21 protein-coding genes and 1 pseudogene are annotated in these 23,082 nt (G+C 56.0%); 8 read left to right on the forward strand and 14 right to left on the reverse strand.

Annotated features, from left to right (window positions below; genetic code table 11):
- Positions 1-30: 30 nt before the first annotated feature.
- The 12 genes and pseudogenes from BST95_RS14390 to BST95_RS14435 form a co-directional block, all read right to left on the reverse strand.
- Positions 31-1,491, reverse strand: a complete 1,461-nt coding sequence (locus tag BST95_RS14390; protein WP_084200268.1) for a coniferyl aldehyde dehydrogenase — start codon at positions 1,489-1,491, stop codon at positions 31-33.
- Between the two features lie 81 nt (positions 1,492-1,572).
- A complete protein-coding gene (locus tag BST95_RS19785; protein ID WP_157114491.1) occupies positions 1,573-1,716 on the reverse strand; it encodes a hypothetical protein in 144 nt (47 codons plus the stop codon).
- Positions 1,710-2,768: a glutathione S-transferase family protein gene (locus BST95_RS14395; RefSeq protein ID WP_084200269.1), complete on the reverse strand. Its 1,059-nt coding sequence runs from the start codon at positions 2,766-2,768 to the stop codon at positions 1,710-1,712. Before BST95_RS14395 ends, BST95_RS19785 begins: the two co-directional genes overlap by 7 nt.
- Positions 2,768-3,763, reverse strand: a complete 996-nt coding sequence (locus BST95_RS14400) for an alpha/beta fold hydrolase (protein WP_084200270.1) — start codon at positions 3,761-3,763, stop codon at positions 2,768-2,770. The genes BST95_RS14395 and BST95_RS14400 overlap by 1 nt, the downstream gene beginning before the upstream one ends.
- Positions 3,764-3,826: 63 nt before the next feature.
- Positions 3,827-4,123 carry a putative quinol monooxygenase gene (locus BST95_RS14405; protein WP_066051430.1) on the reverse strand — a complete coding sequence of 99 codons (297 nt, stop codon included), beginning with the start codon at positions 4,121-4,123 and terminating at the stop codon, positions 3,827-3,829.
- A gap of 38 nt (positions 4,124-4,161) precedes the next feature.
- Positions 4,162-5,979, reverse strand: coding sequence for a long-chain-acyl-CoA synthetase (locus BST95_RS14410; RefSeq protein ID WP_084200271.1), 1,818 nt, complete (start codon positions 5,977-5,979; stop codon positions 4,162-4,164).
- Positions 5,980-6,006: 27 nt separating this feature from the next.
- Entirely contained in the window at positions 6,007-7,185 is a 1,179-nt protein-coding gene (locus BST95_RS14415; protein ID WP_084200272.1) for an acetyl-CoA C-acyltransferase, read from the reverse strand.
- Positions 7,186-7,220: 35 nt separating this feature from the next.
- The gene (locus BST95_RS14420; RefSeq protein ID WP_084200273.1) at positions 7,221-8,435 is read right to left on the reverse strand and encodes an acyl-CoA dehydrogenase family protein; all 1,215 of its coding nucleotides are present in this window, start codon (positions 8,433-8,435) and stop codon (positions 7,221-7,223) included.
- Between the two features lie 23 nt (positions 8,436-8,458).
- Positions 8,459-9,562, reverse strand: a complete 1,104-nt coding sequence (locus BST95_RS14425; protein WP_084200274.1) for a glutathione S-transferase family protein — start codon at positions 9,560-9,562, stop codon at positions 8,459-8,461.
- A gap of 5 nt (positions 9,563-9,567) precedes the next feature.
- Positions 9,568-10,437 (reverse strand): NAD(P)H-dependent flavin oxidoreductase, encoded by an 870-nt coding sequence (locus tag BST95_RS14430; RefSeq protein ID WP_338073386.1) that lies wholly within the window; start codon positions 10,435-10,437, stop codon positions 9,568-9,570.
- Positions 10,437-10,514 (reverse strand): annotated as a pseudogene (locus tag BST95_RS21425) (hypothetical protein); the annotation flags it as partial. The gene BST95_RS14430 and the pseudogene BST95_RS21425, both read right to left, overlap by 1 nt.
- 29 nt (positions 10,515-10,543) lie before the next feature.
- Positions 10,544-11,584: a glutathione S-transferase family protein gene (locus BST95_RS14435; RefSeq protein ID WP_146004157.1), complete on the reverse strand. Its 1,041-nt coding sequence runs from the start codon at positions 11,582-11,584 to the stop codon at positions 10,544-10,546.
- Positions 11,585-11,744: 160 nt separating this feature from the next.
- Here BST95_RS14435 and BST95_RS14440 point away from each other — a divergent pair, with 160 nt between their 5' ends.
- Positions 11,745-12,788 carry a glutathione binding-like protein gene (locus tag BST95_RS14440; protein ID WP_084200276.1) on the forward strand — a complete coding sequence of 348 codons (1,044 nt, stop codon included), beginning with the start codon at positions 11,745-11,747 and terminating at the stop codon, positions 12,786-12,788.
- A gap of 36 nt (positions 12,789-12,824) precedes the next feature.
- Positions 12,825-13,457, forward strand: coding sequence for a hypothetical protein (locus BST95_RS14445; RefSeq protein WP_084200277.1), 633 nt, complete (start codon positions 12,825-12,827; stop codon positions 13,455-13,457).
- A gap of 23 nt (positions 13,458-13,480) precedes the next feature.
- On the opposite strand, the gene BST95_RS14450 is transcribed toward BST95_RS14445, so the two are convergent.
- Positions 13,481-14,608 (reverse strand): AraC family transcriptional regulator, encoded by a 1,128-nt coding sequence (locus tag BST95_RS14450; protein WP_084200278.1) that lies wholly within the window; start codon positions 14,606-14,608, stop codon positions 13,481-13,483.
- A gap of 124 nt (positions 14,609-14,732) precedes the next feature.
- Here BST95_RS14450 and BST95_RS14455 point away from each other — a divergent pair, with 124 nt between their 5' ends.
- From BST95_RS14455 to BST95_RS14480, 6 genes are all read left to right on the forward strand, one after another.
- The gene (locus tag BST95_RS14455; protein ID WP_084200279.1) at positions 14,733-15,248 is read left to right on the forward strand and encodes a DUF1214 domain-containing protein; all 516 of its coding nucleotides are present in this window, start codon (positions 14,733-14,735) and stop codon (positions 15,246-15,248) included.
- The gene (locus tag BST95_RS14460) at positions 15,245-15,766 is read left to right on the forward strand and encodes a DUF1254 domain-containing protein (protein WP_084200280.1); all 522 of its coding nucleotides are present in this window, start codon (positions 15,245-15,247) and stop codon (positions 15,764-15,766) included. Before BST95_RS14455 ends, BST95_RS14460 begins: the two co-directional genes overlap by 4 nt.
- Positions 15,767-15,809: 43 nt before the next feature.
- The gene (locus tag BST95_RS14465; RefSeq protein ID WP_084200281.1) at positions 15,810-18,242 is read left to right on the forward strand and encodes a TonB-dependent receptor; all 2,433 of its coding nucleotides are present in this window, start codon (positions 15,810-15,812) and stop codon (positions 18,240-18,242) included.
- 68 nt (positions 18,243-18,310) lie between these two features.
- Positions 18,311-19,210, forward strand: a complete 900-nt coding sequence (locus tag BST95_RS14470) for an alpha/beta hydrolase family protein (RefSeq protein WP_084200282.1) — start codon at positions 18,311-18,313, stop codon at positions 19,208-19,210.
- A gap of 130 nt (positions 19,211-19,340) precedes the next feature.
- Positions 19,341-20,489, forward strand: a complete 1,149-nt coding sequence (locus BST95_RS14475) for an alpha/beta hydrolase family protein (protein ID WP_102106125.1) — start codon at positions 19,341-19,343, stop codon at positions 20,487-20,489.
- 111 nt (positions 20,490-20,600) lie between these two features.
- Complete coding sequence (locus BST95_RS14480; RefSeq protein ID WP_084200284.1) at positions 20,601-22,793, forward strand: hypothetical protein; 2,193 nt, start codon at positions 20,601-20,603, stop codon at positions 22,791-22,793.
- 54 nt (positions 22,794-22,847) lie between these two features.
- Here the strand turns inward: BST95_RS14480 and BST95_RS14485 are convergent, their stop codons facing one another.
- On the reverse strand, positions 22,848-23,066 hold the full coding sequence (locus tag BST95_RS14485) for a hypothetical protein (protein WP_084200285.1): 219 nt from the start codon (positions 23,064-23,066) through the stop codon (positions 22,848-22,850).
- Between the last annotated feature and the right edge of the window lie 16 nt (positions 23,067-23,082).

Here is a 23,082-nt window from a genome sequence, read left to right on the forward strand (position 1 = left end):
TGGCCGACATCGCACTTGGCGTGAAGCAGCTTACTTCTTAACCTGACTGGCGATGGTACGCTCGGTATTCTTGTTGTACGGCGGCAGCATACCGCCCAGTTTGGCGACATTGACGCCGGTCTGGCTGTAGATGGATTTTGCGTGACTGAAGGTACGGAAGCCCTCGAGTCCGTGATAACTTCCCATACCACTCGGACCTACACCGCCAAAGGGCAGATCCTCCTGCATGACATGCATAATCACATCGTTAATACACATGCCGCCTGAGGTAGTGCGCTTCTCCAGCGCACTCTGCTCCGCCGCGTCAGAACCAAAGTAATAGGCTGCCAGCGGACGCGGCTGTGCGTTGATGTATCGGATGGTTTCCTCGAAATCCTGATAGGTGAGTATGGGCAGTACCGGTCCAAACATTTCGTCCTGCAACACCTTGAGATCCGACGTGGGCTTAACCACCAGAGTTGGCGGTATCTTGTAGGTACCCTGCTGGCCTGCGAAGTCTTCCTTGGCAGGATTGATAGGGATCACCCTGGCACCTGCCTGCTCGGCCTCGGTAATGTAACCTGTCAGGCGCTCATAGTGTCGGTCGTTAATCACCGATGTGTAGGTAGCATTGCCTAGCAGCGTGGGATACATGGACGCCACCGCCTTTTCAGCCTCAGCGATCACCTCTTCCAATTTCTCCTCGGGCACCAGCAGGTAATCGGGCGCCAGGCAGATCTGGCCTGCGTTCAGTGTCTTGCCCATCATAATCCGTTCGATGCTCTTCTCGATATCGGCACTACGGGAGATGACCGTGGGCGATTTACCGCCGAGCTCCAATGTCACCGGCACAAGGTTTTGTGCCGCCGCCGCCATGATATGACGGGCGACAGAAGTCGCCCCGGTGAAGATCAGGTGATCGAAAGCCTGGCTGGAAAACGCCGCTCCCACCTCAGGACCACCGGTAAACACCGCAGCCTCCTCGGGGCTAAATGCATCGCCAATCATTTCCGCCAAGACCTCCGAGGTCGCAGGTGTGAATTCAGATGGCTTGATCATAATCCGGTTGCCGGCAGCCAGTGCACCCGACATAGGCTGGAATACCATGGACACGGGAAAATTCCAGGGGGCAATAATGCCTACCACGCCCAGTGGCTGGTACTCGATCCGCGAGCGCGCGCCCAGCAGCCCCAACGGAAACATGCTGGGACGTTTCTGTGGCTTCATCCAGGTGCGAAGATGCTTGCGGGCATGTTTCATGGCACCGAGCGAACCGCCAATGTCGGTGAGCAGGTTAATCTCTCGTGGACGGCAGGTGAAATCACTGTTCATCGCTGTGCTCAACTGGTCGCTGTAGCGCAGGATGGCATCAATACAACGATCAATCCGATCGATCCGGGCTTCTACACTGACTTCTCCCTCGCGCAGATAATCTTCTCGCTGGGCCGCTAGGGTGTCGGACATCACGGCCGCAATACCGGCCTGCTGGGTGGGGTTCTCTGGGGCGTTCATGATTTTGATTCTCCCGTGTGTAGTGGAGCCCCAGCTTAGCCTATGCCGGGACAAGTTTGCAGTGGCTTCAGATCGACCGTTTTATAGCTCCAGAGGTTCGCAGACCGCCTGCAGCGCACTGAGCGCCGGGCAGGCGTTAAGCAGCACCTGATGCTGGCTGAGGCTCAGCTCAGCCCAGGCCTGCCCGATCTCGCGCCACACCTGAACCTGAAAGGTTTTCACCACGGCGCGAAACGGGAAACCCCGCAATTCACCGTCGTAGAGTGCCTCACCGCTGTCAAAGGCGCTCTCATTGAATTTAGTCTGCCCCCGGCGACCTCCCGGTCATAGGCAACGGCATTCTGGGCCATGAGGGGAATAAAGGTCGCGCCCACCACATCCAGTAGCGGACCAAGGGCCTCACTCAGTGCACTCTCACCGCCACTGTGGCCATGCTCTCCCATTGATATCTTCTGCAGCCAGACATGCGTTCGGGGAGCTATCTCACGCATGAGTTCCTCCGCTCGCCCGTCACCAAGGTTCATGGCTAGCTGGCCATAGGCACTGGCGTCCGCCAGGCTGAACTGATCACCCAATAAATATGGCTGGACTGCCAAAAGCGATTCCATCGCCGCCAGGTAGTCACGCCAGCTCTGATCCAGCAGTGTATGTGTCGAGGGAAAGCCTTCTCTGGAGGGGGGAGTCAGCGCCAATGGCATACCACAATCGTAATCAGACGGGGCAACACTAAACAAATAGGGGCAACGACGGACCTGACGCTGCGGCAGTTCTCTGGCGAGACGACGCGCAAAACCCGGGGGCAACAAGCGACTCATTTCCGCCGCTGTCTTGTCGCCCATCTTATTGGTGTGTGCCGAGTTCACCCAGCGATGATGGTGCACCATATACAGACCGAATTCGTCGAAGGCTTCGTCGAGAAGCCGACACACAAAGGCCAGCACGGGGTCCTCAGGGACGAGGTGGCCCGCACCGCGCAGGGCGAGATCCCGACCCAGCCCACTCGAATCGTAGCGAATATCTTCGCCATCGAAGCGGTAGAAAGGCACCGAGGGATATTCGTCCATTCCGCTGACAAGCGCGGGCACCCGGGTAATTTTTCCTCGGGTCCGCGCCAGGCCCAGTTGCGCATACAACGCCGTGTTTTGCCAGCGAGAGCCCTGAGCCGGTAATCGTCGCCAGGCCACGCCGGCACCGTCCGCCAGGGCCTGCATTTTGAGCTGATATGGCGAGGCCTCCACACCAAAAAACGTCAGTTGCTGGGCGGGTGCTCCTCGCATTACGGCTTGGCGCTATCCACGAGGGCGCGAATAATGGCCGGCTGTTCCAGTGAAACAAAGTGATTGGTCTGCTGCGTATGGACGATATTGAGACCCGCATTCTGCTCCGCACCCTGCTCGGCGCTCGCCGTCATCGTAGGATTGTCGAGTACGTGATCTTTCTCGCCAATCACCACATCAATATGTGCGTAGCCATTGAATAGCACTGCGGTGTGTTCTGCCTGCCAGCGACGAATGCTGACAAAATTGGTCACCGCCGTTGCGTAGCGCCGAGGTGTGAAAAAGATTGACTGACACAGCGCAGTCTTTAAAGGATTGGTAGGCCGCATCATCGGGTTTTCCAGAATCCGCTCGGGCGGCGCTTTCCGCAGCAGCGTCATGACCAAGGGGAATATCCATCTGGCAATAGTAAACCCTAAAGGCCTGCTGGTAGGGCCAACGGTACGCGCCTGCGGCAGCACCGCAGCCTCGAGTATGGCGCTCACTGCGCGCTCCTCAGGGCGCATTACCGCAGGGAACTGCCTGGCCGCCTCGAGCGTTACCGCACCCCCGCGAGAATGGCCATGAACAGTCACCTGAGTGCCACTGGCCAGTTGCTGTACAACCTGCGCCAGCACAAAGCCGTCGTGCTCAATCGTACCCAGCGGATAGGGATTCGCAGACCAGTCCACCAGCGGCGTGATATCGCCGTCGAAAGGATTGTGGTAGTCAGCGTTGTTGACGAGGATAAGCTGGCCGGTGAAGTCCTGATAAAGCGCCTGGAAATAGCGCATATCCTCGAGAAAACCGGGAAATGCTACTACGGTGCGTGAGTCATCCTCACTGCCGGTGCGAACCGCAATGACAGTATCACCAGTGCAATACAGCGCTCCACCCTCATCACGCCCGGGCCAGTCCGCGGTGAATCGGCGAGGCTGAACCTTGTTAGCGAAATGATATCGGCACCCGAGAAAAATACCGACCGCTAAGGCCATTAGGGTCGTAAACACACTCATCGTCACACTCCGTTACAGAACCGGGGTCTTAAGATGCCAGCCCTATCTTTTTTGTAAAGACTTTCAGCCGGTAATGGCGTCCAGAATCTCGATCTCGGGTGCGGCCGCCACCAGGCCTGCCAACTTTTGGTTGGCCGCCTGGAAGTGCTCTGACTTACTGTGGGCATCCAGCGCTTCCGGGCTGGCATACTGTTCCATAACCTTATACACCTGCGGATTACTGGTACTGCGGTTCAGCGCGTAAAACACGTTGCCCGGTTCGTTAGCCCGCACCTGGGCGGTCAGCTCCATAAACGCCTGTTCAAACTCAGCATTCTTGCCTTCCTGCACCGTAATGGTTGCCAGTAGTCCAATCGCCATGGTTTTTCCTCTTGTGTTTTTAGGACAGATACTACGTGCTAATAGCCCGCCTGCCCTGATGTTATCTCTTGATAAAAAGTGGGCTCCAGCCGCTCGTAGCGATCGCTGCGAGGTCTGCGCACATAAACCTCGTCCTGGTCTACCTGATTCAGATGATAGGCCTGACGACGCAAATCCGTCTTGAGCAGTTTAAAGGTTCCTGTGGTCGCTATATTGCGTTGGACCCTTAAAAACACCGGCCTGGCGTAAATGGGCAGCTCGGCATCGACAAGCTCTGTAAAGCTCTCGACATCAAACTCGGCCCCCTGCTCGAGGGCAAATGCCACCATGCCCGCGCGTCCCTCGGCACCTGGCACCTCGACGCCGTAAACATTCGCCATATCAATCTGCGCGTGCTGATTGAGCACCTCGCCTACTTCATTGGTAGACACATTTTCTGCACGCCAGCGGAATGTATCGCCGGTGCGATCGACAAACTGAAAGTGTTTCAGACCGAAGGCAAAGCCAACGTCGATCTGACGCACAAGATCACCGGTATTGAACCACCTGTCACCGTCTTGCAGCACACCGGTAATAATTTTTTTAGCGGTAGCAGATGGGTCGGTGTAGCCATCAAAAAGCGCCTTATCGGATATTTCGCCTAGCAACAGCCCCGGCTCACCCAAAGGCACCTCTATACAGCGACCATTGGCATCACGAATAATATCGTCGTTTTCGTGGTCGTAGCTCACGAGTGCCACCTTGCTGATGGCGGCACCAATCGTCTTGTCCTTATTGAGCATATTGAGGAACGTGACATTGCCTTCGCTGGAACCATAGATTTCGCAAATTCGAGAAATCCCAAAGCGCCCCTTGAACTCGTCCCACACATCCGGTCTCAAGCCATTGCCGAGCATCTTCTCGAGGGAATTGTGCTTCTCCTCGGGACACTCAGGCTGCATGGTGAGATAACGACACAATTCGCCCACATAAATAAAGCTGTTGGGGCGATACTTCTGTATCTCCGGCCAGAATTTTGATGCAGAGAAGCTGCGCCGCAACACAACAGACGCCCCCACAGCAATAAAGGCGCAGAAGCCAGGCCCCATCCCGGTGATATGGTATATGGGTAAGCAGAGATAGAGCCGATCCTCAGGCTTCACACGGAAGCCAATCGCTCCCATGGCCTGCCCCGCGGCCAGTATGCGGCGATGGGGCATCACAGCAGCCTTGGGCAATCCCGTGGTCCCGGAGGTGAAGATATACAGCGCCGTTTCTCCAGCGGTAATCTCACGCGTCACCTCGAGGTTCTGGTCAGCCATGACCGCCATTTCGCTGCGGGCGTCCAGCGCCCATGCTGGCATGGCCTCGATGCCGTGATCCTGCAACCAGAGATACCCGGCGGCGTTCTCCAGGCCAAGATCTGACCGCACCTCATCAAGCACGGCAACGCGCTCCTCGCCGACAATACAGGCTCGAGCTTCACTAACCTGAATGCAGTGAACCAATCCAGCGCCAGTAAGGCTGTTATTGATAAGGCTGCAGCTGGCGCCGAGCTTCACCACGGCAAGCATGCTCAGTACATACTCGGCGCGATTCTCCATGAATAGCGCCACCGTATCGCCGCGGCCAATACCGCGACTGGCAAGCACTCTGGCAAGCTGATTGACCTCGGCGTTGAAGGCCCGGTAGGTCCACTCACGATCTTCAAACAACAGCATGGTGTTGTCAGGGAATTTTGCCGCGGTATCTTCAAACAGCGCCCCCAACGACACCTGGCTGGCGTCGTCCGGCTGACGATAATTGAGATAAGGGATTACCCCGGCGAATTCCTTCGTTACCCGAAAGAATTCGCCAATTTTGGAACGATTCGACATAAAACGCCGCTACTCCTGTCCAGTGGATCAGGCGACCTCAAAGAGGCCAGCTGCACCCATACCACCACCGACACACATGGTGATCACTACGTACTTCACGCCGCGGCGCTTGCCTTCGATCAGTGCGTGACCAATCATGCGCGAGCCACTCATGCCATAGGGATGCCCAATAGAAATTGCACCGCCGTTGACGTTGAGTTTATCGTTGTCGATACCCAGCTGATCGCGGCAGTACAGCACCTGCACCGCAAACGCTTCGTTCAGTTCCCACAGACCTATATCGTTGACCGACAGGCCGTGCTGCTTGAGCAGCTTGGGAACGGCGTAGACAGGACCAATACCCATTTCATCGGGCTCCAGGCCTGCGACCGCAATGCCCCGGTAAATACCCAGGGGCTCCAAGCCACGCTGCTCGGCGAGTTTGGCATCCATGACGACCTGTGCAGAGGAGCCATCGGACAGCTGTGAGGCATTGCCGGCTGTAATCGTGCCGCCCTCAATCACGGTTTTCAGACTTGCCAGGCCCTCGGCCGTAGTGGCACGTATGCCTTCATCGCGTTCCACCGTTGCCTCTGCTTCAGACGCTTCACCGGTTTCCTTGTCCCAGACAGTGCGCTTGCAGGTGACAGACACCAGTTCGTCGTCGTACTTGCCCGCTGCATAGGCATCAGCGGTCCGCTGCTGCGATTGAAGGCCATACTCGTCCATGGCATCGCGGGAAATATTGTAGCGCTGGGCAACCACTTCCGCGGTCTGCAGCATCGGCATGTGAATGTTTGGATGCATGGCCATCAGTTCGTCGTCGACCATACGGTGGATATTCATGTGCTCGTTCTGTACCAGAGAAATGGATTCCAGGCCGCCGCCGACCACCACATCCATACCGTCGTACATCACCTGCTTGGCGGCGGTAGCCACGGCCATCAGGCCCGACGAACACTGACGGTCAATGGTCATGCCGGAGGTGGTTACTGGCAGACCGGCGCGCAAGGCAATCTGGCGGGCCACGTTGGCCCCGGTTGCGCCCTGCTGCAGCGCGCTACCCATAATGACGTCCTGCACCTCACCGGGCTCAATGCCCGCGCGACGCACCGCCTCTGCAACTGACGCAGCGCCGAGGCTGGCACCACCCAGGTTATTGAAACCACCACGGTATGCCTTGCCAATGGGGGTACGTGCTGTTGATACGATTACGGCTTCTTTCATTGTCTTTCTCCTTGTCTGCCTCTGGGGACAGCTAATCAATTATTCAGTTCGCGCGCGGTCATTTTGCCCAACTGCGACATATGGACTTCATCGGGGCCGTCGGCGATCCTGGAGAAGCGTGCCAGCGTGAACACTTCGGGAATCAGCGTGTCCTGGGACACACCCATGCCGCCGAACACCTGCATGGCGCGGTCCGCGACTTGCTGGGCCATATTCGGCGCAACGATTTTAACCATGCTGATATAGGGTCTGGCGGCAGTCATACCCTGGGTATCCATGACATGCGCTGCCTGCAAGGTCAGCAGGCGTGCCTGCTCGATGTCACAGCGGCAACGGGCAATTTCATGCTGCACACTGGTCTTTTTGATCAGCTTCTCACCAAAGGCCACACGTTCGTCGGCGCGGGCACACATAAGTTCCAGGCAACGCTGTGCCAGCCCCACAAGTCCCATTGAATACTGAAAACGGCCAGGCCCGAGACGCCCCTGGGCAATCTCGAAACCGCAGCCCTCGCCCTTGATCATGTTGGTCACAGGGACACGAACATTGTCGAACAACAGCTCCGCCTCGCCACCGGGTGAGTGCAGGCTATCGAACACGCGCAGGCTGCGCACCAGGGTCACACCCGGGGTATCTTTGGGCACGAGAATGGTGGAGTGCTGACGATGACGATCGTTTTCGGGGTTGGACTTGCCCATGACCAACATGATTTTGCAGTCAGGGTTGATCGCACCGGTAGTCCACCACTTGCGGCCATTGAGTACGTACTCGTCGCCATCGCGCTTGATCTCAAGCTCCATGTTCGTCGCGTCACTGGAGGCCACCTGAGGCTCCGTCATGGCATAGGAACTGCGAATCTCGCCGGCCAGTAGCGGCTTAAGCCATTGCTCCTGCTGTTCCTCGGTGCCGTACTTGGCCAATACTTCCATGTTGCCGCGATCCGGGGCGTTACAGTTAAACACTGCCTGGGCCCACATCACTTTGCTCATGGTTTCGAACAGCGGCGCAATCTCTGTATTGGTTAATCCGGGGCTCCAGGGCGCATACTCTCGCGGCAGGAACAGGTTCCACAGTCCTTCCGCCTTGGCGCGCTGACGTAATTCCCGAAACCAGTCGGGCGTTTGCCAAAGATTGTCCTGATCCAGGCTCCAATCGTTCCAGTCATGTTCGCGCGGATAGATGTGCTCGCGCATAAAGGCTTCCAGCTGTGCGTTCAGCTCGGCCACGCGGGGTGTAATTTCAAATCCCATGGTTAATTCCTCGTTGTATCAATCTATTCGTTCACAGCCAACATCTTGGCGTCGGCGCGAAATGGAAGTTGGTTCTCCTGTGCCGGAGAGAGGGGAAGAGTCGCTAGGCGCCACAATGGCTCCCAGCAACCGTGTTGCTCGAGCAGCACTTTCAGCGTGCTCTGATCGGCCTCATCAAGCTTGCGGTAGTGCTCGCGCAATTGCGCCAGACACCACACTCGATAACGTGAGGTTCGGGCGCCTTGATAAGGCACACCGCCAAGTTCAATATCAAAGCGCTGCTTATCCGCCGCGACCGCCTCTGCATTGGCGCACAGGTAAGGGAGGTAAGCCCTGCCGATATCGCTCAATAGTGGCCCGATGTCGTCGGGAAGTTGCGTGTTCCACTGCCCACTGCAGCTTTCAAGCCTGGTGTTCCACAAGCGCGCCACCCACTCCAGCACCGACGGCGCTTTCTGGCGCAGAATCTCCAGAGGGACAGGATCGAGTGCGAAATGGCGGAAGAAGGGGCCGGAGAAGCCAATGTCCGCCAGTGAAGGGCGGTCTCCGAGCAGGAAGGGCCGATGGCTGAAGATGCCTTCCAATTGTCCCAGCAAGCGCATTACACCTGCCTCAACACCGGCCACTGATTCGGGGCGGATACCGTCACCTTCGGTATAACCACTGCGCTGCCTGTGCACCATCATTCTGCGTTTCGCCCACACCGGTAACGGCAAGCCGCCGAGCACCTCTGTGGCCAGGTGGAATGACGCAAAACGCGCTCCCTCGGGATAGTGCCAGCGATAATGCATTGCCGGGCGCCACCACCATTCGTCAGCCCAGTCTTCCAGCAGGAGGCTAACAAAGCGGAGCACCGGGTCATCAGGAATCACTCCTGAGCCGGGTACTTCCTTCTCGAACCACTGAATCATGACCGTGGAATCTGTCATCCAGCGCCCATCAGGCAGTTCGACCGCTGGCATTTGATGAACGCCGACTTTTTTTACCATCCGGTCCCTGTGGGCCGGATAGGTCGGGCTCTGCAACTGGTAGGGAATCGACCGTACACGGAAGTAGTTCTCCATTTTTCCCGTGAAATAGGAAATGTTGGAACCGTGGAGAACAACAGGTGCCGAGTCGGTGGGCATATCGATCAGCCGGTATACGTCGAAGCGAGAGTATCTACGGCGCTGTAAAAGCCGGTCATGGTCCCCTGCACAATCTCGTCGGCGCTCTTCACCGAATCAATGCGCCCCACAACCTGACCGGACAAGGGAATAGCCGCCTCCATATCGCCGCCAAAATACAGCTCCCCTACTCCGGCGAAATGTTCCATGGCGTTGAAAGCGCCCAACGGCAGTAACTCGCTGGTACGCTCGGTACGCAGTGCGCGCAGCGCAGGGCGCGAGGCTTGATTTAGGAATACCGTATCCGTTTCCTTGGCCGCAACCACTGCCTGCTTCCAGTTATCGTGCACCGGCGAATCGGCACAGCTGAGCATGCGTGTTCCCATTTGCACACCCTCGGCACCCATGGCGAAGGCGCCAGCCATGGACAGGCCATCACATATGCCGCCGGCGGCAATAATTGGCACATCGGTACGTGAGCGGATTAGCGGCAGCAGCACCATGGTCGATACCGGGCTGGGGTTTTTGAAGCCACCGCCTTCGCCGCCTTCGACCACCAGGCCATCAACGCCACAATCGAGGGCTTTGAGAGCCATATCGAACGTGGGCACTACGTGAAAGACCTTAATGCCCGCTTCCTGGAAGGTTTTGGTACAGACACTCGGGCTACCCGAGGATGTGGTAACAAACTTAATCCCCTGCTCGATGACAAAATCGATGACATTGGTGCCCTTCACATAGGACAAGGCAACGTTCATCCCAAAGGGCTTGTCCGTCAGGTCGCGCATTTTCGCGACCTCATTGCGAATATTGTCGAACTCACCAGAAGAGGTTTCGATGATTCCCAGCCCCCGGCGTTGCTGACCGCCGACGCCAGCTTGGCCCGGGCAATCCAACCCATGGGCGCCTGGATAATCGGGTAGTCTGTGCCCGTCATTTCGGTCACACGGTTTTTCATGGGGCGCGCGGTCATTCATCGACTCCTAAATTCGTTATGTTTTGTCAGGCCAATGAGAGCATAGTTTCTATGCCCGTACCGTCCAGCAAATTATCTACCCGGGCACGGTCGCTATCCGACAGCGCTCGATAGCGTTCGTTGGTCCACATAAGGCACTTGGCCTGATAGGGGAAAGTCTGCTGGGCCCAGGGGGCGCCATCAATTTCCGATTCCCAGGTTTTTTCGCCGGCCTGCACTGCCCTGGCGTTGGCCAGCTGCGCGGGCGCATACACTCTGCCTATCTCGGTAAGTAGACCACGCAGCGTCTCGGGCTGCGAGTCGAGGGGAAGCCAATCTTCTGATTGGGGTTCTATACCGCCCTGGTCAGCCATTTGATCGACCCAGGCCACCGCTCGTGGCGACACTTCATGGGCAATGGCCCGCGGGGTTGGATCAAATCCAACCAATTGCGTCAGCTGCCCGTACAGGCCAAAGTCACCTGCGCCAGGGCGGTGCCCTAGCATAAACTTCTGCTGCTCGAGATGGGCTTCCATAGCAGCAAGGAAGCGGCGATAACTGGCGTCGATCACAGGCGCGGTCGCGTCGTTTGAACCTACTACATACAGGCGGTTGATCTGCCTCTCTGATACATAGTCTTTGAATTGCTTGTGCATCTCACCCGGCATACTGATCTCCAGCCCGAGCGGCAGCATAGTGCCCGCGTTATCTGCATCCAGCTCCGGGTACCAGCGATAGTGGAACATGTACTTGGTACACCACTCGTCACTGAAATCTTCGATCAGGTAGTCAATGAAGGCCAGCGCCGGATCTTCAGGCAGGACCGACCGGCCCGAATACATCGATTCAAGGCGGCGGATAATGGGCGTGGAGTCGCACTCGGCCTTAAGCCCATCTTCTTCCTCGAAAAAAAACGTCGGCATAAAAATGGGCTTGGGCTTGTCCACACCGAGAGCCTCACAAGCCTGCTCAGGCTGACCCCAGGTAATGGCATAAGGAACCCGACGATATCTCAGCAACGCCACCATTTTTTGCGTGTAGGGGGATCCGGTTCCCCCTACCAGTCGAATTGGGTTCTGCGAAACCATGGATTATCTCCTTATGACGGTCAGCCAGCGGCGCTGTTGCAAGGGCCACGAATATTGACACACTTAGTGCCATTATGTAAACCTGTACCGAAATATACAAATAGGGGACAGCCCACAATTTCAAGGACATTGGGGGCTGTCCCCTATTTTCGGAGAAGGTATGTATCAAGGCGAATATCAGCTTATTGGTAGCGAACTGAGCTTCTTTACGCGCAAGCTGGAAGCTCAGTTGCGATATCAGCAAGTACCCTGGCGGTATCTGTATAAAACAGAAGAACGCAAGGCTGAGCTGGAGGCCAGAGCTGGAACGCACTTTATCCCACTCCTCCAAACGCCCGACAAATGGTTACTTCAAGACACCATCGCTATCGGGCCTATGCTTAGCGAGCGCTTCAACGAACGCGCTGTGATCCCAACAACGCCGCTCCAGCGAGCCTGCTGTTTCATTCTGGAAGATGCCTTCAATCATTGGCTGGGACGCGTCTGCGTGCATTCCCGCTGGTGTTATCCAGACAACGTCGACTGGGTCGGTATTCGCTTTGGCGCCAACCTGATATTGGGCCGTTCCATCGACACGCCCTTTTCGGAGGCTGAACTGAAACAGCTGGCGCCTATTGGGCCGATGATGTTCGAGGGCTTTGGCAAGCAGGTATGCGAGGTTAACGGCGTCGGCCCTGAGCAGGGAGATGCTGTCAGGGGTGACTTCAACAACATGCTCGCTGCGCTCGGCGATCATCTTTCCCTGCATCGCTTTTTGCTCGGCGATCGCCCTTGCCTCGCCGATTTCGCGCTGGCAGGCGCCAGTAAAGCGCATTTCATCACCGACCCCGAGCCCCTGAGTTGGCTGGAAGAACATCGCGAGATGCTGACTCGATACACGAACCAGTTCTTTGATGGGCAACCATTGGAGAAAGGCGAGTGGCTCGACGGTGACACGCTACCCGACACACTTACAGGGCTACTGGGATACTTTGAAGGGAGCTACTTCAAAGCCGCGACTAATAACATCGCCGCGGGCCTCGCCGGCGAAAAATACTACGAATACGACTGCGGTTTTGGCCCCACAAAAGCCCGCACCCAGAAACGCCTCAACCAGGCGAGACTCCACGTAAAAGACGAACTTAACCGCATCGGCGCGAACGACAACGCAGAAATTCAAACATACTTCGCAGGCCGCGACATTCTCGAATACTACCTCGACTAAGCTCGAGATACGCGCACCAGAAGAAAGGATACTTCCATGTCGACACGTACAAAAATCTGGCTTATTCCAACGCTGCTCTATACTGCTTTTGTCTACTGGTATACGGATTTTGGCGGGCCACTTAGCGACACAGAAATCGCTGCCTATCGAGCCACCATGGAGAGCAATGGCAGCGCCCCTGAGACCATTGCCTTCATCGAAGAATTCGCCCGCCAGGACAGCGGCAAGCAATTCTTAATGGTCAACAATATCGACTACAACGAAACACCACCGGCAGTAGAGGGAGCCAATCCCAACGCGACCGCAGAAGAGTTGATGGCCAGGTACATGGAACACATGCTCCCGGCCATGCTGAGACGCGCCAGCCACCCTGTGCTGATGGGCCCAGTGGTTTACCAGAGCATCGATGTGGTCGGCATCGAAGGCGCTGAAGTCTGGGACACTGGCGCCCTATTCCGCTATCGCAGCCGTCGCGACTTGATGGACATTGTGACAAACCCGGTGTTTGGGGGTAAGCACGAGTTCAAGACGGCTGCGCTAACAAAGACCGTCGCCTACCCTATTGAGCCGCAGCTGTACCTTGGCGATCCGAGACTGTTGCTCGGTCTCATCCTACTCGCCCTTACAGCGCTGATCGACCTGCTTCGTCTTTCGAGACAAAACAGGTAACAGGGGTGAGACGCACGACTTCTCTACCCCTGACTGATGCGCTTAGCGTAATCCCGCGGCGACATCTTCAAATGCTTTTTAAAGAACCTGGAGAATGCCGCCGCATCGGTAAAGCCCAGCCGTTCACTGATGGCCAACATATTGAGATCTGAATCGTTCAGGTACTCAAGGGCCAGATCAACGCGAGCGATATCGAACAGGCTTTGATAGGTGGTATCGCTCTCTCTTAACCTGTGTTGCAACGTACGCGCACTGATACCCAAAGCGCCCGCCACGGAATCGACTGATGCTTCATCCTTATTCAGCAATAGACGAATAGCACGATCAACTTCTAACACGAAAGGTAGGTTCCTCTTCAGGTCCACAGGTGTTTCATGTTGCACAGCGAATGTTGGCCGGTCGGGGATAGGGGCAATTGTGCGTTTACAATCTGCCTGGCTGACCAGGATCGCATTGGCGTCCTGATTAAAGCTCAGCTTTTCGCCAAAGACCTTATATAGAGGCCTTGGATTTTCGGGGGCTGAGTGGCGAAACTGCACCAGCTCTGGACGCCAATTGGTTCCTAGCAAACGTCGCATCTCATGCATGAAAATAGCACAGGCCAGTTCCACTACCTGGACACGGCTGGTGTTGAGTCCTCGCCTCCAATGAGGGTCCCATCTCGCCTCCAGAGATATCGAGATACCCCGCTCATCCTCTACCAACGGTGAAGAGATAGTACTTGCGTAAGACTCCAGGTGTGCAGCAATGACACGCAAAAGTTCGTCAACCGTTTTCGCCTGGCGAATCAACTGCCACATCGGGCCCAGCAAATGCCAACCCTGTATTGGGGCCAATTTCAGGGAAAAGAATCGATCTCCACAAACCAGCGCCGCTTCCTCAAGATAATCATTAAACACGCCACCCTCGATCAGAAGATCTGGCCGATACAGCGCAGACGGTTCCAGGTCCACACGACGGGCGATGTCGTCCGGGTCATAGCCATAGCTCTCAACCAGGCTCGCCACACCGGTGAGCGCTCGACTGGGCGTATTTTTGATCATAGGAAAGTTACTTTTTAGGCGCAGATTATTGCGCGATATATCAAGTTTGGCTAACGACACCACAATACCATAGCTAGCGATATCGCGCTGAAGTAGCGGCAAATCCATCCATCAAAAAAGCAATAAGGGAGTTATCACTATCATCACGCTACGCACCCTACGCTGGCCACTGGCGGTACTGCTAAGTCTAGCCTGTTCAGCCCTTTTCCTGTCAGTGACCCTCAAAGCGGGATTGGGAAACTCTTTTCTACGCAATGGCGACTGGTACACCAGCGACAGCATTGGCGCTGCCGATACTGATGTCATCGTCACGGCCATGGTTGCAATCAGCGGATTGCTGGGCTCTACCCGCGAGAACTCCATGTACTACCGGCTGAGTTCAGTATCAGGTGAGCCTTTGCGCCTTAACTGTCGCTACCGCATTGAGGGGCACGACTACGATGCCGACTGGTGGAGCATTACTGCCTATGGGTGGGACTACTTTCTGATTCCCAATGAGCAGAAACGCTATTCCTTCAACAACGAAAACGTTAACCGCGGCGAAAATGGCCGCTGGAACATTCACGTTGGCGTCAAGGCGGAAGATAGTAACTGGCTTCCCGTGGGCCCCTCTGGCGCGCCCGCATCCGAAAAGTCTACCAATTACGACTTCGACTTATTGCTGCGCCTGTATACGCCGGGAGACGCCTACTTACAGAGCCCTGGGTCGGCACCGCTACCCGTGGTTACGCTGGAGGGCTGCTCATGAAATGGTTGCGCTGGATAGCAGTAATTTTAGTATGCGGCTGGCTGGGGCAGTACGCGCTTGCCATGCTGGTACCGCACCTGGTCATGGAACGCCTGTACCAAAAAATCGCAGCAGCAAGTGAGCCTAACAAGCTGAACCTGACCCCACGGCCCGATGAAAACTCTCGCTGGGTTGTGCGCCCAAGCCCAGACCTTCTCTATGCCAGTTGCCTGTACAACCTGGAGCAGGGTCCAGTCTTGATTAGCGCCCCCGTGCCAGAGCGCTATTGGTCCATGCAGTTCTACCAGATGAACACCGATAACTTCGCCGGAGTCAGCAACCAGCGTGAACAGCGTTTTCGGGTCGGGACACGCGTTGAGGTGACCCTGATTGGCCCCGATGCTGACCCGGCCGAATACTCCGGCGAGGTGATTCAATCGCCCACAACCCGCGGCGTCATGCTATTGCGAGCATCGGGTATCGGTGACGCCTCACCGTCGCAGGCCGCCATTGCTGGCAGCAGCTGCGCTCCCCTATAGCCTCTAAAAATTTCATAAATAAACACATAAAGGAAACTGGATAATGCACCGTAAACAAGATTGGCTCCGACGCAAGGCTCATACAAAAACCGCACTGGCCGGCGCCATTGCCAGCCTCGGCATTGCCTGCACCACTGGAGTGAACGCTCAGGCGTTGGTACTGGAAGAGGTCATCGTGACCGCGCAAAAGCGTACTGAGAGCCTGCAAGATGTGCCTCTCTCCGTGGCCACCATGAGCGGCGATAGAATTGACGATATCGGCATCACCTCGATCCAGGAGATCACTCAGTATATGCCGAATGTGACGGTCAATGCCGGTTCAGGCACGCCTAACCTGTTCATTCGCGGCATTGGTTCCGGCTCAAATCAGGGTTTCGAACAGTCAGTGGGCATGTATATCGATGGCGTTTATGTCGGACGCGGGCCACTGGCGACGGTTCCAATGACCATGGACCTTGAGCGCATTGAAGTCCTCAAAGGTCCCCAGGGTATTCTATTTGGCAAGAATACGGTTGCTGGCGCCATCAATATCACGACCGCCAAGCCCACCGATGAGTTCGAGGGCATGATGGAGGCCATGTACGAAATCGAGCACGGAGCACAGCAGTACAACCTGTTGCTTTCGGGGCCACTGACCGACAGCCTTTCTGGCCGACTGGCGGTGCGCCACGATGCACCGGGAGATGGCTGGTGGGAGAATGTCGCCACCGGCGATGAGGGGCCAGAATTTGACAACTGGTACGCTCGCGGCAGCCTGCGCTGGGAAGCAACTGATACTTTGGAAATAAACGCCAAGTATGAGTATGGCGATTTCCTGACCGACAATGTCCATGGGGTGGTCTACCAATCGGACTTCGTCGGGCAGGAGAACTTTGCCGGCGCAGTTCCAATTCCGGTTGTCTCGGAACGAGACAAGGGTGCAGGGGATGTATCAACCCGCAAACCGACCGAGACAGACGTGTTTGCCATAACCGTCGATTGGCACCTGGATTTTGCCACCTTTACATCAATTTCAGCCTATTCGGCCTACGAGTTGCTGTCGACGGGCGATACCGATCTCACCGCTGCACCGTCTCTCCACCGCACACGATGGGAAGACTACGAACAGTACAGCCAGGAACTGCGCCTGGTATCCCCCGGTGGAGAAACGATCGACTGGATTGCCGGCGCTTACTTCCAGCGCAATGAGCTGGATATCAGCCGCCGTATAGAGACCATCGATTTCCTGCAATCGGGCCCCTTGAGCACCGCCGCGTTGTATGCACCAGATCCGGGTGTGCCCAGTGTCTTTGATCAGGAAAGCGAGAGCTGGTCAGTGTTCGGCCAGGGCACCTGGAATGCCACTGACAGCCTGCGCTTTACCTTGGGCCTTCGTTACAACGAAGAAACCAAGGATCTGGACAAGATGACAGATTCCGAAGGCCTGCAGGTCAGGGTCGCCGCTGCTCCCGATGTCCTGGTTTACTCAGACCCAGCCAACTTCTACTCCATTGCCGATCTGCGGCAACACAGTTTTCTCGGCCTTAGCCGCGACGAAGACAAGGTTACCTACTCCGGCAACGTGCAGTGGGATTTGAATGAAGACACGATGCTCTACGCCAGCGTCAGCACCGGCTTCAAGGGCGGCGGTTTTGATGAGTCCTACAGTAGTGCTGGCGAAGAGATCCGCCTGGTAAACCCGATCACAAACGAAGTTATCGGAGAACCGGTACCGGGTCAGGATTCCTCGATACTGGAGTACGAAGACGAGGAAGTTCTCGCCTATGAACTCGGCGCGAAGATGAGTCTGCTGGAAGGCGCAGCAGAATTGAACTTCGCTCTGTTCAGGATGGAGTACGACAACCTGCAGACCAGCTCCCTGGTCGGAGATGTGCAGCGCGTAGGCAATGCTGGTGAGTCGATTAGTCAGGGCGTCGAACTGGATGGTCGCATATTGTTAGCCGAAGGACTGACTGTCGGCGGCGCAATGGCTTATCTGGACGCCCATTATGAAGACTTCACTGGTGCCACCTGTACCATCCCGCAAACCATGGACCCGGTAAATAACCCGGGCTGTTTGCTCGAAGACGGCAGCAATATCGTCGAACCGGGTCAGAAAGGCGGCCAGAATCTGAAAGACGAGACCCTGGTGTTTGCCCCCGAGTGGAGCGCCAGCCTTTTCGCCCAGTACATCGTTCCTCTGGGCAACAGCATGGAACTGGTCAATAGCCTGGATATCAATTACAGCGATGAGTATTTCTCCGCATTGGATCTGGACCCGAATACCAAGCACGACGCTGCGACTTTCATCAATGCCCGCATCGCCCTGACCGGTAACGACGACACATGGTCGCTGGCGTTGGTTGGGAAAAACCTGACTGATGAAAAGACATATATCTGGAGAGACGACCTTCCGGTTACCAACTCCAACAGCTACTACGCCGTACCGGAGCGGCCGCGCTCGATAGCCTTGCAGGCTCGGTATCGATTCGATTGATTTCCGCGGCGGCTGACCAGCGGCACGCTGGGGCAGCCGTCAACTCATAAAACATAAGGAGAAAACTTATGATAACAGTAATAAAAAACAGCTTTATCTCTAATACCGCGCCCAGCGCTACTTCAGTCTGTATCGACGGCCTGAAGAAGATCGGGATCGCTTGCACTCTGGCACTTATGCCAGTCGGTGCGGCGGTGGCAGATATTATGACTACCGCTAACGTCGGTGGGGTGGAGGTTGAAATCCGCCGCGCCGGCAACGGCATCTATCCGCTGATTATGTTTTCCCATGGCATGGGCGGTTGCCCGGGCAACACCGATGGCATCCAAAGCAGACTGGCCGACGCGGGCTACATTGTGGTTGCTCCCAAACACGAAGACTGCATCACGGGCAGTTCAACACCTGATGTTCCCTGGACTCAGCCCGAGAACTGGACTGACCAGACAAATCGGAATCGGCGCGATGACATACATGCGGTTCTCGACGCCCTACCCGCCAGTACTTATTCGCAATACATCGAGGATTTCAATAACATCGGCTGCATGGGACACTCAATGGGTGGCTACACGTGCATGGGAGTTGCCGGCGCATGGAGCAGTTGGACACGCAGCGAAATCGGCCCGGTAGCCGCACTCTCGCCATGGCACAGGCCGCTGATGGTACAGAACCGCGTCGCTGACATGAAAAATAGCCAGACCTTGTACCAGGGCGGAACGTTGGACAATCCAATCACACCCGAGCTTATCCAGCCCGGAGGCACCTACGTTCAGACCCCCACTCCGAAATACGGACAGGTATTCAACCGGGCCGGTCACACGGCATGGACAGACGGTATTCTCTCAGGCCGATTCCACGGCCAGATGGCTTATTACCTCATCGCGTTTTTCGATGCATACTTGAAGAACGGCTCCGAGACAGATCTGGAGGTTAAGAAAGCGCGCGTCAGCACTTTAGCTTACGAGCACTAACAATATCTGAAATTGCCTCGATCGGTCGCACAGTTCTCAATGAATAATCGCGACCTTTCGAGGGAGTTTTGCATTTATGGCCGGGAGATGGCCAGAGATTGATCGACCAGAGAGATAACACAAGGTAAACATGGTAAAGATAATTCTTAGTGCGCTCTCTTTGCTGTTTTTTGGCGCGGTAGTTATTCTTTTCCTCGGCAGACAGCCGGAAGCATTCCCGCACGGCAGCGACGCTGAAAGCCTGCTCGCTCGCCAACCTTATGATGTTAGCCGTCAAAACCTACGTCTGATTGATACCAGTCGGCGCACGCAAAACAACAACGAATATCAGGGTTCCGAACATCGCTCCCTTGAGACCAGCTACTGGTATCCGCTGAATGATCGGGGCGAGGTACCCGAGGGCAAACACCCGCTGATTGTATATTCCCATGGCTTTACGTCATCGCGAGAGAGCGGCAGGCACCTCGCCGAGCACCTGGCGGGCAATGGTTACATCGTGATTGCTACCAACTTCCCCCTGACCACTAACGACGCACCCGGTGGCCCTGAGGTAAAAGATGTGGTCAACCAGCCCGGCGACGTTAGTTTCTTAATCGACACAGTCATCGCCTGGTCAGAGAACGAGCAGCATGTCCTATTTGGCCATCTCGATACCAATCGCATCGGCGCCACAGGTATATCCCTGGGCGGATTTACAACCACTCTGGTCAGTTATCACCCCACGCAGCGAGATCCGCGCATCAAAGCTGCCGCTTCAATTGCCGGCCCGAGCAGCTCACTCTCCGAGAAGTTTTACCAGACGGCGGATATCCCGTTTCTGATGCTGGCGGCAGATACCGATGCCATTGTTCCCTACCCGGTGCACGCCCTGCCGATATTGAACCGGACCCCTCGATCAACCTTAGTCACTATTACCGGAGGTACCCACCTGGGATTTGCCGCACATACCGGAATTTTGCGCTGGCTGGACAACGCGGATTCCGTGGGTTGCTATGCAGTACTTGGGAACATAGACCCCGCGGAAGAGCCCTGGCACGACCTGGTGGGTTCGCCTGAGCAAGGCGTTCTGTATGAGGATGTGCCATTACCCTGCGCAACGCATCCCCAACCTGTTTCTATCAACCCGCTACGCCAACAGATGGCGACCCTGGTCACAATATTCAGTTTCTTCGAATCCCACTTTAATGCAAGCCAGAAGAAACGGGACTATTTTCATTGGTTTTTGCATGAGGAAATGCCCAGGGAGATTGCCGAGGTGGAGGTAAAGATCGGACAATAAATTGGTCAAAATCGACATATTCCTAGACGTAGATATTTCGCAAGATACCCTGTTAACTCAGCGCACGCTATCGGCATCGAAGCGCCTGCACATTTACTGGTGAGGGCACCTATGAAAGTAAAAGCTATCGTTCTTATCACTGCTGTCGCATCCCTGAATGCATGCAAAATTGAAATTGAGACCCCCGTGGAAGGCGGCGTAACCACAAGCTCTAACAATATTGAGTGCCCAGCCAACCAGGCCTGCACCGTGGATGTGAGCGACCTTTTCTTCAATGAGACCTTTGTCGCTGATCCCGCGCCTGGCTGGCAGTTCGCCAGGTGGAACAAGAGACATATGGGCCTGTGCGGTGGCAACTCGACACCCTGCACTATCAACACCGCAGGCTTCGAAGGAAATGAAGACCTGGAAGCGGCCCTAGCCGATCCTACCAGCATTACCTATCTCAAACCCGAATTCGTCGTACCCCGAACCACCAGCGGCATTGCCCTGGCGGACCAGGCAACCACCAGCCGCGCTGGCATGAACTTCGACATGGACTTTTATCGCAACTCCGCCTACGGATGTGGCCTGTCGGGCAACTATACGTTTATGGTCTTCAATCCCGGCAACGGCAGTGCAGATGACGAGGCCCCACTGTGGGTGTACCTGCACGGCGGTGGTGTCGGCCACTTCGACGATCAGGGTAACTACTACGCCGTAAACAACCAGACAGCTAGCACCTGGAACGAGGAAGAGACCTTCCTGGATCTGCAGAGAACACTCGAAGTCCGCATCATTGAAGATGGGCAGGTGATTAACAACACCCTGACCCGGCGCATACAAGAGGGTTATCGACTGCTGGTTGTCTCTATGTGTGACCACGACCTGTATTCCGGTCTGGGCACACCCTATACCGACAACCCCAACTCCGGGGCAGAAGTGAACGGTATGCAGGCAACCATGTCGGCCGTGGACTACGTTGTAGCCAACTACCCGACGACACAGGTCTGGGCGCACGGCACCAGTGCCGGCTCCTCGGGCACCTATAACCTGGCCATGAGTTTTGTCGCCGAGGGCATTCACTTCACGGGTGCGGTACCGGATTCACTCTTTCCAACACCCAGAGCTATTCCGCTCACCGCCGCCTACGGTGGAGACCCCAAGTCTCCTTACCAGCAGGGCTTCGACCCGGAAGCCGCCGCTGAGAAAATAGGTTTCTACGGTGACCTGAGCAGGGGCGCGTATCCAGAGGCCCGCATTGGCGCTGGATTTACCGACGTGCCCTTCCTTTTCACAGGCGGGCGCAATGACCCATTCTGTAACCACAACTTGCCAGTCATCCCCGAAGCCATTGCCGAAGGTATTGACCACAACTGTGACTATTATCACGAGGGAATATCTCAGGCGATAGCGGGCCAGCCGAACTCACCACACCAACTGGCCTATATTCAGGATCGCGGCCATGTCCCCACCCTTGACGCAGGGCCAGTCAACAACACCGTTGATGCATTCATGGGCGACATCCTCGCAGACAACCCAGGCGCACCGTTCCGCAAGATTCCAGGCTTAAACATGATGTTAATGGGCCACAGCTTCTTCAGGCCCTTTGCGGCGGAAATGCCCTACCATGCAGTGCGCGCCGGGGTTGACGGCCACAGCCAGCAACTGGAAATTTCAGGTGGCGCATCGGGTGCCCCCCTGGCGCTGTGGAACGACACAGGCCACCGCAACAGAATCCAGGCCGTGTTGGACGCCGGCGATGTTGAGCTGTTTGGCATGACGTGCTGCGACACCGAGGAGGGCCCCGGTGAAGAAAGAACTCTCATCACTGAGGGCTACAAGCGCTGGTTTGACTATGCGCTCGCACAGAACCCGGACACCGACTTTTTCATCGCGCTACCCTGGCGGGACTTCCCCACAGACTATGCTGATGCCGAAGCCTACGCCGACCCCTGGTATGAGTATTACGATGATATTTGGCTCGCCGAGATAGACGAATTGCGCTCGCTTTACCCCGGCGTCACCATCTATTCCATCCCTTACGGCGCTGCCGCTAATGAACTGCGCAGGATGTTTGAAGCAGGTGAGTTGCCAGATGTCAGCAGCCTGCAGGGGCCAGCTACCAGCGCAATCTTCACCGACTACAAGGGACACGCCGGCCAGATACTCAAAGACCTGGGAGAACTCATCTGGATTAACGCCATCTATGGTGTCGATCTCGACAGGTACGCCTATGACCCGCTCTACCAGACCGATCTAAAAGCCATAGCTAAATCCATCATGGATGCACACAACCCGGACTACAACGGCCCCAATCGGTAATTGAAAAATAGGGGACAGACCACGGTTTAAACCGTGGTCTGTCCCCTATTCTTTTCAGCGACTACGCACCTTGAACTTGCGCCCCTTTATCTTGCCGTCAAGCGCCAGAATATCCCACGAGCGCACCTTCTGTTTACGTCCGCCGGCAATACACAGCCTGACATAGCGGGGATGAGGCATCCGCCCTTCGGCCAACGCCACGCTCTCCAGAGCCTCAAAGGGAACTTCCTGCTGTAAATACTCCTCAGAGGCCGTCAATTTTGAGGTGTTCATTGAATGACCCGTAAGG

The organism is Halioglobus japonicus (assembly GCF_001983995.1).
Lineage (GTDB): Bacteria > Pseudomonadota > Gammaproteobacteria > Pseudomonadales > Halieaceae > Halioglobus > Halioglobus japonicus.

Coding starts and splice junctions, on each gene's coding strand:
- BST95_RS14390 (WP_084200268.1), bottom strand. CDS start 1,491: ATGAACGCCCCAGAGAACCCCACCCAGCAGGCCGGTATTGCGGCCGTG.
- BST95_RS14395 (WP_084200269.1), bottom strand. CDS start 2,768: ATGCGAGGAGCACCCGCCCAGCAACTGACGTTTTTTGGTGTGGAGGCC.
- BST95_RS14400 (WP_084200270.1), bottom strand. CDS start 3,763: ATGAGTGTGTTTACGACCCTAATGGCCTTAGCGGTCGGTATTTTTCTC.
- BST95_RS14405 (WP_066051430.1), bottom strand. CDS start 4,123: ATGGCGATTGGACTACTGGCAACCATTACGGTGCAGGAAGGCAAGAAT.
- BST95_RS14410 (WP_084200271.1), bottom strand. CDS start 5,979: ATGTCGAATCGTTCCAAAATTGGCGAATTCTTTCGGGTAACGAAGGAA.
- BST95_RS14415 (WP_084200272.1), bottom strand. CDS start 7,185: ATGAAAGAAGCCGTAATCGTATCAACAGCACGTACCCCCATTGGCAAG.
- BST95_RS14420 (WP_084200273.1), bottom strand. CDS start 8,435: ATGGGATTTGAAATTACACCCCGCGTGGCCGAGCTGAACGCACAGCTG.
- BST95_RS14425 (WP_084200274.1), bottom strand. CDS start 9,562: ATGCCCACCGACTCGGCACCTGTTGTTCTCCACGGTTCCAACATTTCC.
- BST95_RS14435 (WP_146004157.1), bottom strand. CDS start 11,584: ATGGTTTCGCAGAACCCAATTCGACTGGTAGGGGGAACCGGATCCCCC.
- BST95_RS14440 (WP_084200276.1), top strand. CDS start 11,745: ATGTATCAAGGCGAATATCAGCTTATTGGTAGCGAACTGAGCTTCTTT.
- BST95_RS14445 (WP_084200277.1), top strand. CDS start 12,825: ATGTCGACACGTACAAAAATCTGGCTTATTCCAACGCTGCTCTATACT.
- BST95_RS14450 (WP_084200278.1), bottom strand. CDS start 14,608: ATGGATTTGCCGCTACTTCAGCGCGATATCGCTAGCTATGGTATTGTG.
- BST95_RS14460 (WP_084200280.1), top strand. CDS start 15,245: ATGAAATGGTTGCGCTGGATAGCAGTAATTTTAGTATGCGGCTGGCTG.
- BST95_RS14465 (WP_084200281.1), top strand. CDS start 15,810: ATGCACCGTAAACAAGATTGGCTCCGACGCAAGGCTCATACAAAAACC.
- BST95_RS14470 (WP_084200282.1), top strand. CDS start 18,311: ATGATAACAGTAATAAAAAACAGCTTTATCTCTAATACCGCGCCCAGC.
- BST95_RS14475 (WP_102106125.1), top strand. CDS start 19,341: ATGGTAAAGATAATTCTTAGTGCGCTCTCTTTGCTGTTTTTTGGCGCG.
- BST95_RS14480 (WP_084200284.1), top strand. CDS start 20,601: ATGAAAGTAAAAGCTATCGTTCTTATCACTGCTGTCGCATCCCTGAAT.
- BST95_RS14485 (WP_084200285.1), bottom strand. CDS start 23,066: ATGAACACCTCAAAATTGACGGCCTCTGAGGAGTATTTACAGCAGGAA.